We start from the raw sequence: 9897 nt of genomic DNA on the forward strand, positions 1-9897 counted from the left end.
TCTGCAATCCATAATTTTAAATATATCTTTCAACAAACTATAATTTGGGTCTTTAATATCTAAATTTAATCTGTGTTTCATTTTTATCTCCAAATAAATATATGTAATACATATTATTTAAATTTAAGGATTTAAAGACCTTTTTTATTAAAAAAACTAATTTAATTTGTATTTTTACAAATTATCCCATAGGGATATGATAAATAATAAAAATAAGGGCAATTATATGGAATTTTCTTTGAAAAAATTCAGACCCCTAAATATTTTTTAATTTTTAAATATATTTTTATACAAAACTATAATGATTTTTGACCAAATATAATCGTGTCCCGCCCTCTTTTTTTAATTTTTTCTTTTATTTTCTTTAAATGATTTTTATTCTATTTTTAATGAACATAATCAGATTATTAATTGTTTCAACTTTCTGATTCAGTTTTATTTTAAAATTATTATTTATTAATTTTTAATTGTATTTAACTTCTTTATTCAGTTTTATTTTAAAAGGAGAATTGTATTGATTTAATTATATTAAACTTTTTTTTTTATTCGGTTTTATTTAATATTGAATTTCATAATATTCTTATATTTCAATTTCGAAATAATTTTAATATTGTAAATAAATAGAGTATAAATGTTTATTTTTAATTAAAATAAGAATATTTTTTTATTTTTTTTATAAAATTTACTAATATGAGTATTATTAGAATTATTAGTAGTTTTTCATCTATTTTAGAGGATAAATTTAGCCAGTCAACATATTATAAACTTCAGTCTTATCTTCTAAATGCAGGTGTAAAATTGTATATTTATGATTTAATAAGTATCATACTAATCATTTCACTAATCTTTACAATATTATCTTCCATATTTATTTTTTTACTTAATATTAATTTAGTTTATATTTTAATTCCGTTAATTTCTCCATCCATTATATCTGTTTTTATTATATCATTTAAAACAGAAAAAAGAAAGGAGATAATTGAAAAATCGGCTCCTGATTTTTTAAGACAATTATCTTCTATTTTAAAAGTGGGTTTTAGTTTTGAAAATGCTATTGATTATTTATCACAGAATGAAGAGGGTCCTTTATATGATGAATTGAGACGTACGGTTATTAAAATAAAATTAGGTGAGGATTTCAATGAATCTTGGATTGAATTAGGGTACAGGTTAAATTCCAATGATTTAAGACGAATATTCCTAATAATCTTAGATAGTAGAAAAAGTGGTTCTAGTGTAGGTGATATTTTGGATGATTTATCCTATGATTTAAGACAAATGAATATTATAAAGGAAGAGAGAAAATCTTCTCTTACTATGGCTGTAATGTTTCTTATAATATCTGCAGTTATAGCTGCACCTTTTGCTATGGCTATGGTTAATATCTATTCAAATTTCATCATATCTTTAGGTCAGTATAATCCTATTTTATCATCAGCTAGTCAAGTTTCAGAACTATATATTATTATTCATTCATTTTTAGTTGGTTTTATAATTAGCTTAATTTTGTATGGGCGGTTTAAAAAAGGAATAATATTTTCTATTCCTCTTGTTATTATTTCTTATTTAATATTTTTTGCTGTATCAAGATTTGCTATCATTTTTATCCATTTTTAGCTTGATTAAATTATTTTTATATTTTAAGTATAGTTAGTTAAAAATCAGAGGGAGGTTTCTTAGTGTTTAATGAAATATATGATGAATTAAATGGCCAATCATCTGCTGAATTCATATTATTATTAGGGGGTATTTTAATTATTGTATTAGTTTTATTTAACTTTTATAAAAATTATTTATCTGATATGTCTTACCATATTAATTCTACTGAAATTTCAAATTTTAATAATGCTACAGAACGTTTATCCAATAGATTTTCCAAGTTATAATTATTTTTAAAATCTTAAATATTATAATTAAAAATTACATTTTCTTAGAAAACTTAAGAATTATATTATAAAAAATTCACTTATCACTTTAAAAATTCACTATCATTTTAAAAAAATTACTTATCATAATTATTAAAGAATAAATATAATATTATTATATTAATTAACTTGTGAGGGTATTAATATGGAAATTTTAATAAACGGTAAACACGTCCAGAAAGATGAGCACTTAGATGTTTTAAATCCGTATGATAATTCTTTTGTTGATAAAGTTCCAATAGCAGATAAAAATGATGTAAACTATGCAGTTGAATCAGCAAATAATGCTAAAAAAGTTTTTCAAGAATTTTCTGCACGTAAAGTTTCAAATTTACTTTTCAATGCATATGATGATTTAAAAAGTGAAAGTAAAAAAATTGCTAAAATCATAACAGAAGAAACAGGTAAACCTATATCTGGTTCAATATTTGAAATGGAAAGATCTGTTGAAACATTAAAATTTGCAGCTGAAGAGGCTAAAAGAATATATGGTGAAACAGTACCTTTAGATGCAGGTCTTGGAGGTAAGGGATTTTATGGTTTCACATTAAAAATTCCATTAGGTGTAGTGGCAGCAATTACTCCATTTAATTATCCTGTTAATCTTGCAATTCATAAGATTGCACCTGCAATTGCAGCTAAAAATACAGTTATATTAAAACCTTCAAGAGAAGCACCATTATCTGCTTTAATGTTATCTGAGATATTGGCAAATCATTTTCCAGATGGGGTCATAAATACTCTTACAGGTTTAGGTGAAGAGATTGGTGATGGCCTTGTATCAAGTGATAATGTAGATAAGGTTTCATTTACAGGTAGTGTTTCAACAGGTTTAAGTATTGCAAATAATTCGGGTATGAAAAAACTTACATTAGAACTTGGTGGAAATGATCCTGTTATAGTACTTAATGATGCAGATATTGAAAAAGCAGCACGTGGTGTTGCAAATGGAGCTTACCTTTTCTCAGGCCAAGTATGTATGGGTGTTAAAAGAGTAATTGTTGAAAAAGATATTAAAGATGAATTTATAGAAGCACTTGTAAAAAATACTTCCAAACTTAAAGTTGGAGATCCTAAAGATAAAGATACAGATATTGGACCATTAATAAATAATGTAGCAGTTAAAATGGTTTCACAATCTGTTGATGATGCTATCACAAAAGGAGCAGAGATTGTTTATGGTGGAAAATCTAAGGATAATTTCTACTATCCAACTGTTATAAATGATGTAAAAGAAGATATGGATTTAGTGGTCAATGAAACATTTGGACCAATCGCACCTATTATTCAGGTGGATAATATTGATGAGGCAATAAAAGTAGCTAATAATACTCAGTATGGTCTTCAAGCGGGAGTTTATACAGAAAATATTCATAGCGCATTAAAATGTAGTGAAATGATTGAAGCAGGTTCAGTATTTATTAATAAACAATCAACATTCAGGACAGATAATATGCCATTTGGAGGATTTAAATATAGTGGTATGGGTAAGGAAGGTTTAAAATATGCTGTAGAGGATATGTGTAGGATGAAACTTATTGGTATGAATCTTAGATAATATTCTCTTTAAGGATTAGTTTTAAAATCATTATTTGATTATGATTAGTATACTAGTTGAAAATATCTATTTGTCTAAATAAGCATCAATAAGGTTTCTAGTTTCATTTAATGATTCCATAGGTATTCCTTTAGGGTTTTCTCCAAGTTCTCCTTGAACATCTTTTAGAATATTTCCATCCATCCCTAAAAACATGCCTTCTGATACTTCTTCTAAAAAGTTTTGGGGAGGAAGTAGGGATACTCCTACTTTAGTATTTTCTTTAACTGTATTATCATTAGTTACAACTTTGACTGCACGAGTTGAAAGGTTAACATTACACATCATAAGATTATCTGCTTTTGGATGTTTCATTACACTCATAATCTCTCCGACTCTAATGTCAATACTAATGATTGGATCATTTATTGGTCCATAAGCTAATCTATTTTTAAGCCCAAGTATTGTATTTAGGAAAAATTGAACTTTTGCAATATTACTTTCGGTTTTGACCTTTTCTTCTTTAGGTGAACCACTCATAAACTTATGGTTCCAATCATCTCCTCCTAAAAAATTAATAATTCTGTTTGCATGTTCGGTGAGTGTTTTAACATCTTCACTTTCTGTTAGACTTTCTCCTTCAAGATATGAATATTTTAGTGATTGAAAAGCACTATTCATTTGTTTTGCTTCATCTATTGCAGCTTTTTTATTCCATGTTCCTCTAAAACTTGCTGTTTGAATAAGATTTAAAAAATCTTCCTGTGCTTTCATTGCAACCAGTATTCTATAATCTTTAGATGTGTCCCACATAATAATCCTCAAAATAATTTTTTTTACAATTTATAAAATATTTAAATTTATTATCATATAATTTACAATTTATAAAATATTTAAATTATTATTAGTATTTTATCATATGAACTTTATATAATTTTATTGTATTTCTAGTTGTAATTTCTAATTATTACTTATTTTCAATTTTTATTATGAAATTTTTAAAAATTTAATATTATAATTACAAAAACTATTTATATTATCAATAAAACATATTATTATTAATATTAATTTATTAAAAAAAATTTTTTATTAACTTTATTAATTTATAATTAAAAATTATTTAAATCTAATATTTATTATATGATTATTGATGTGGTGAAAAAATGGTAGAAGTTTCTAGACTACGTGATTTAGATATATATACAGTTCAGGGAAAATATGTAGGAAGAGTAGAAGATGTTATTTTAAACATTCGTTTAGGTACAATTTCTAAATTAGTAATTAGAGCGTTAGAACCTGAAAAAAATAAACAAGTAGGATTTAGAAGTCTTTTAAGAGGCAGTTTCCAAATGATTCCTGAAGAAGATGAAATGAGATCTTTCTCAGAAGGTTTACTAACTATTAATTTTGATAAAGTATCTGCTATTGGAGATATAATGTTAATTAATGCTCCAGATGCAAGACATCCTCATTCAAATCAAAATCCTAATATGGCAGGGGAACCTCCAATAAGCAATGAAGTTCCTCACGATAATGTTCCAAATCGTGATATGCCTAGTGCATAGTTTTATTATTTTTATAAACTTTGTTGAAATAACTTAATTTCAACAGGGTAATAAATTTTTAATTTTTAAATTTAAGGATTAATTTTCTTAATCAATTTTGACTAATTTTATTTATTATTTTATTATATTATCATATATTCGCTAAGAATAATTTTTACTACTTTAAAAAATGTAATGAAACTTCAATTATTTTTTCTAATTTTTTAAGGAGAAAAGTACAAACAGATTAAATGATTTAAATGTGTGATAAAATGATTGTTGGAATACTTGGTTGTGGGGCAATTGCTAATTTAATTGTTCAAAATGTTAACTCAGATAATACTAATATTAAAATTAAATATTTCTATGATAGGGACTGTGAGAGAGCTGAAAATCTTGCAAGTATTGCAGGGGGTATAGCTGTATATAAATTGGAAGATATGTTGGATAAAGTTGATTTGGTTTTAGAGGCAGCATCTCAAGAATCAGTTCGTAAATCAGCACTTAAAATTATAGAAAGTGGTACTGATATGATTACTATGAGTGTTGGGGCTTTAATGGATGAGGATTTAAGAGAAGTTTTATCTAATGCAGCAAAAAAATACAATACTACAATTTATGCTCCATCAGGTGCTGTAAGTGGTATTGATGGTATAAAAGCAGCATCTGTAACAGGAATAGATAGTATTACCTTAACTACTCGTAAATCTCCAAAATCTTTAGGAAGAGAAATTACTGAAGAGGAAATATTATTTGAAGGTAAGGCTTCTGAGGCTGTCAAAGAGTTTCCAATGAATATTAATGTTGCAGCATCATTATCTCTTGCAAGTGATATGGATATTAATGTTAAAATTATTGTAGATCCAAAAGTTAGTAGAAATGTTCATGAAGTTGAGGTAAAAGGTAGTTTTGGTCAACTTAAAACAACAACAATGAATTTTCCATGTACTGCAAATCCTAAAACAAGCATGTTAGCTGCACTTTCAGCTATTAAATTACTTAGAAGTTTAGATGAACATTTAATTATTGGAACTTAAAAGAATTTTTAAAAATTATATTTTAAAGATAATATAATATAAATATAGAATTAATATTAAAGTATATATTACAATTAAAAAAATTCTCATAAATTACATTATGATTTTATTGGTGTAAATATGAATAAAAACATGAAGGAATTAGAAATATATTCTAATTTAAAGGTTTCAAAATCAAATCCTATTATTATCAGATTAGATGGACGTAATTTTCACACTTTATCATCAGAGTTAAACTTTAAAAAACCATATGATGATTATTTTACAAAAGCAATGAGTGGAGTATGTTCAGATATTTTTAAGGAATTTTCACCAAGATTTATTTATTCATTCTCTGATGAAATAAGTATTTTGCTTAATGAAATACCATTTAATGGTAGGGTTGAAAAAATAAATTCTGTATTTGCAAGTATGGCTTCAAGTTCCTTAACTAGCCGTCTTCAAAAGGAATATAATATAGATAATGATAATTTATTTGATATTGATGAAACTACTGCGGATTTTGAAAAATTTAAAAAGATTATGGGCATAAAAGAGAAAGGTTCAAATGATGATTCATTAATTTATAAAAAACCAATATCTTTTGATTCAAGAATCATACCTATATCTCCTGATGAAATTCATAACTACTTTAAATGGAGACAAGATGAATCATGGAGAAACTGTATTAACAGTTATGGTATATGGGCATTGAAAAAGGAATACCCTCCAGATGTAGCTGCAAGTAAACTCTTTGGTTTAAGTTTAAATGATATTAAAGAAATTCTTGATGATAATGGAATAAGTTTTGATGAAATAGATAATTGGAAAAAGAGGGGTTTTGCAGTATATAGAAATATAAATACAGTTAAAAGGTATGATAAAAAATTAGATAAGGAGATTGTTGAAAAACATAAATACATATATAGAGACTTTGGACTTCCTAAATTTGATAGGCAATTCTTCGTTCAAAAGGAAATTATTGAAGATTAAATATTACAAATATCATGAGGTAATAAAATGGGTTTATTTTCAAATATTTTTAAATCTAATGATAAAGAAGACAATTCATTTAATAAAGTTTGCGTTGATAAAGGAGTTCTCGATTCTGTTATTTTTTATGCAAAAGAAGCTTATCCTCATGAATTTTTATCTCTATTAGATGGTACTATCAAAAATAATGTATTATATGTTACAAGCCTTATTTTTATTCCTGGCGAGACTTCAGATACTGGTGCAGTCTTACATTACGATCAGGTACCTCCAAATATTAAATATTATGGTTCAGTCCATTCTCATCCAGGTCCAAGTAATCGTCCTTCAGATGCAGATTTAGAAACATTTTCTAAAAGAGGAGTTTTCCATATGATTGTTAAATTGCCTTATGCATATGAAAACTTTCAAGGCTATGATCGTGGAGGTAAACCTTTAGATTTTGAAATTGGTGATTTTTCACATATTGACAATGGTGAACCTTCTATTGATGATTTTTTCGATGAAGAAGATTATCTTGAGGATGATGAAACCTTCTCAGATGAGGATGAAGAATTTTTAGATAGCTTTGATAAGAGTAATAAAAGAACAAATTATGATGAGTTTTCAAGAAATTACAATGAAAGAGGACATATCCCAAGTCCAGTAAGTCCTGATATTGAAAGGATATTAGGTCAAAATCCTTTTGTTATTGATTCAAATGATTTGGATGAGGATAATATTATATATGTAACTCCTGAGGAAGCTCAAAAGGGAATTACTATTAATTTAACTCCTGGTAAACCTATGCCTAAAATTGTTATTAGAAAAAATAAGGATGATGACAATTAATTAATTTTTAAAATTACAGGATATCTTCATCATTTTTTTTAAAATATATAGGGTGCTAGATAGAGCAAAATTTTAAGAGAGATATTTGCTCTTCTTTTTTCTTGATTTTTAGTTTTTGTTGGTCTGTTTTTAATGGTGCCTTTGATTTTTTATCTTTTTTCTTGTTATTTTTCTTTTTATTAGTTTTTTTAGATATGGATGTGTTTTGTACTATATTTCCTTCAGCGAGTTGTTGTATTTGTGTTTTTGTTTTATATCCTTGTTGTATGATTAGTGTTGTTAATAATAAGCATAAATATATTTTTTCTGCTCATGGATTCAATGGTGTAACTGTGGAATTTTCCTAATCCAAATCTATCTTTGGTTACTTTGATAAAATCTTCAATTATTCCACGTATTGGTTTTAAATCTCTTCAATTTCTTAATTTTTGATATAATATTGATGAAATAGATTCAATATCTTTTTTTAACTTTTTGTCTTTTTTATTTTTTGAATATATTTCCATTGGATAGGATATTTGTCCTTTTAATTTTTCTTCCTTGTATGATTCTTTTGGAGATATGATGGGGGACGATTTTATACTTGTTAATTCCTATTTGGTAGCTTTTATATCTGTAATAACCTCGATTAAATAAGATTATGTCTTTTCGTTTAGTTATATGTCTTTTTTGGAGGTCTTGTAAAACTTTGTCAAAAATTTTTGAATCGTTGGGTGCTTCAGAATGTATTAAAATGGAAACTGGGACCCTTGTTTTTTCATTTAGAATAACTGTGACTTTAAATCTTATGAAATGGTCTTTAGTGGTTGAAAATTCCCATTTTAAATTTAGTTTTTCGAGGATGTTCTTTTGGTATGAAAATGCTTGTTATTATTAAAATTACAAGCTGATGGTGTTGTATCAACGATAAAACGATTATATGTTCCTCTATTTTGTTTGTTAAATCCCATTAGAGTTGAATTTACTATTTTGCAATATTTTTTGCAGAATATCTACTCATGAATTCATAGATCTGCTCTGTGGGCGGTATTTCTTTAGAAAATCCTGCAAATTTTTCTCAATTTTGCACTACGATTTAACTCATTAACAACATCAGAAACTGTATAATTAAAATACATACTCCTAAATAGAATTTTAATGGAATTTACCATCATTTAACGGTTTTTTATACCATTTCGACTACAATTATTTCTAAATTTTTTAGAATCGATAATTTTAAATATTTTGCCTAACAAAATAAATTTTGGGTCTTTTGAATCATGATTTAAACTTGGTAACATTTTTTTCGCTAAATAACTACTTGTTACTCATAGTATTTAAATTCATTGATTTAATTGACCCTTTTTTTATATTAAACAAAATTTTTATAACACTACAAAAATTCGACTATGGAACTATTGTAAAATACAATAATACATAATATACGTTGTTAAAAAATAAGTAAAAATCTAGGACCCTATAAAATAAATATAAATTAATTGAATTTAGTAAAAATAAGATTTTTATCCAAGTTTCTTATACGAAAAAATCTAGCACCCTATTTTTTTAGAATGAATAATGAATAAGGTCTTTAAATTAATGAAATATCTTTGTGGAGTTAATATTTTTAATGTAAATTTCCAAAGGGCCTAAATTATTTTTAAGCACAAAAAAAAATAAGAAAAATAATCTTTTTTAAATTATAAGATTTTAAAAATAATAGAAAAAAAATTAAGAGTTTACTATAAACTCTTAAAATATTATATAATTTTTGTTATGGTTTTACAGTTATTTTAACTTTTTTTGTTACTTCGTTGTAGTAATGGTTTCCTGTAGCTGTTATAACTGCATTGTATGTGCCTGTTTTCTTAAGATTTCTTATTGTAAATGTTGCTTGACCTTTACTATTAGTTTTAGTAGTATATGTTTTACCGTTGATTTTTATTGTAACTATTTTGTTTTTTACAATTTTATTTTGGTTCATTAATCTTACAGTGTATTTTTTAGCTTTTACTTTAAGTTTATAGCTTGCTGATTTTGCAGTTATCTTTGGAGTAGCCTTTTTAACTGTA

At 25.6% G+C, this 9897-nt stretch carries 11 protein-coding genes; 8 read left to right on the top strand and 3 right to left on the bottom strand.

Annotated features, from left to right (window positions below; translation table 11 throughout):
• Positions 1 to 690: 690 nt before the first annotated feature.
• From QZ146_RS07040 to QZ146_RS07050, 3 genes are all read left to right on the top strand, one after another.
• Positions 691 to 1617 (top strand): type II secretion system F family protein, encoded by a 927-nt coding sequence (locus QZ146_RS07040; protein ID WP_295723006.1) that lies wholly within the window; start codon positions 691 to 693, stop codon positions 1615 to 1617.
• Between the two features lie 62 nt (positions 1618 to 1679).
• Complete coding sequence (locus tag QZ146_RS07045; protein ID WP_295723007.1) at positions 1680 to 1886, top strand: class III signal peptide-containing protein; 207 nt, start codon at positions 1680 to 1682, stop codon at positions 1884 to 1886.
• A gap of 184 nt (positions 1887 to 2070) precedes the next feature.
• Positions 2071 to 3483, top strand: coding sequence for a lactaldehyde dehydrogenase (locus QZ146_RS07050; RefSeq protein ID WP_295723008.1), 1413 nt, complete (start codon positions 2071 to 2073; stop codon positions 3481 to 3483).
• 66 nt (positions 3484 to 3549) lie between these two features.
• Here QZ146_RS07050 and QZ146_RS07055 read toward each other — a convergent pair whose 3' ends face one another.
• Positions 3550 to 4275 carry a tRNA-binding protein gene (locus QZ146_RS07055; RefSeq protein ID WP_295723010.1) on the bottom strand — a complete coding sequence of 242 codons (726 nt, stop codon included), beginning with the start codon at positions 4273 to 4275 and terminating at the stop codon, positions 3550 to 3552.
• A gap of 350 nt (positions 4276 to 4625) precedes the next feature.
• On the opposite strand from QZ146_RS07055, the gene QZ146_RS07060 reads away from it, so the two are divergent.
• The 5 genes from QZ146_RS07060 to QZ146_RS07080 all read left to right on the top strand — a co-directional run bounded on the left by QZ146_RS07060 (position 4626) and on the right by QZ146_RS07080 (position 8193).
• Positions 4626 to 5027: a PRC-barrel domain-containing protein gene (locus QZ146_RS07060; protein WP_295723013.1), complete on the top strand. Its 402-nt coding sequence runs from the start codon at positions 4626 to 4628 to the stop codon at positions 5025 to 5027.
• Positions 5028 to 5278: 251 nt separating this feature from the next.
• On the top strand, positions 5279 to 6043 hold the full coding sequence (locus QZ146_RS07065; protein ID WP_295723020.1) for an aspartate dehydrogenase: 765 nt from the start codon (positions 5279 to 5281) through the stop codon (positions 6041 to 6043).
• Positions 6044 to 6163: 120 nt separating this feature from the next.
• A complete protein-coding gene (locus QZ146_RS07070; protein WP_295723015.1) occupies positions 6164 to 7015 on the top strand; it encodes a tRNA(His) guanylyltransferase Thg1 family protein in 852 nt (283 codons plus the stop codon).
• A gap of 27 nt (positions 7016 to 7042) precedes the next feature.
• The gene (locus QZ146_RS07075) at positions 7043 to 7846 is read left to right on the top strand and encodes a Mov34/MPN/PAD-1 family protein (protein WP_295723017.1); all 804 of its coding nucleotides are present in this window, start codon (positions 7043 to 7045) and stop codon (positions 7844 to 7846) included.
• A gap of 200 nt (positions 7847 to 8046) precedes the next feature.
• Positions 8047 to 8193, top strand: a complete 147-nt coding sequence (locus tag QZ146_RS07080; RefSeq protein WP_295723018.1) for a hypothetical protein — start codon at positions 8047 to 8049, stop codon at positions 8191 to 8193.
• A gap of 136 nt (positions 8194 to 8329) precedes the next feature.
• Here the strand turns inward: QZ146_RS07080 and QZ146_RS08875 are convergent, their stop codons facing one another.
• Together QZ146_RS08875 and QZ146_RS07085 are read right to left on the bottom strand one after the other, a co-directional pair.
• The gene (locus tag QZ146_RS08875) at positions 8330 to 8689 is read right to left on the bottom strand and encodes a transposase (RefSeq protein WP_365316855.1); all 360 of its coding nucleotides are present in this window, start codon (positions 8687 to 8689) and stop codon (positions 8330 to 8332) included.
• Between the two features lie 910 nt (positions 8690 to 9599).
• Positions 9600 to 9897, bottom strand: a 298-nt coding sequence (locus tag QZ146_RS07085) for a hypothetical protein (protein ID WP_295723019.1), incomplete at its 5' end; no start/stop codon positions are given.

It is taken from the genome of uncultured Methanobrevibacter sp. (assembly GCF_905235195.1).
Classification (GTDB): domain Archaea; phylum Methanobacteriota; class Methanobacteria; order Methanobacteriales; family Methanobacteriaceae; genus Methanarmilla.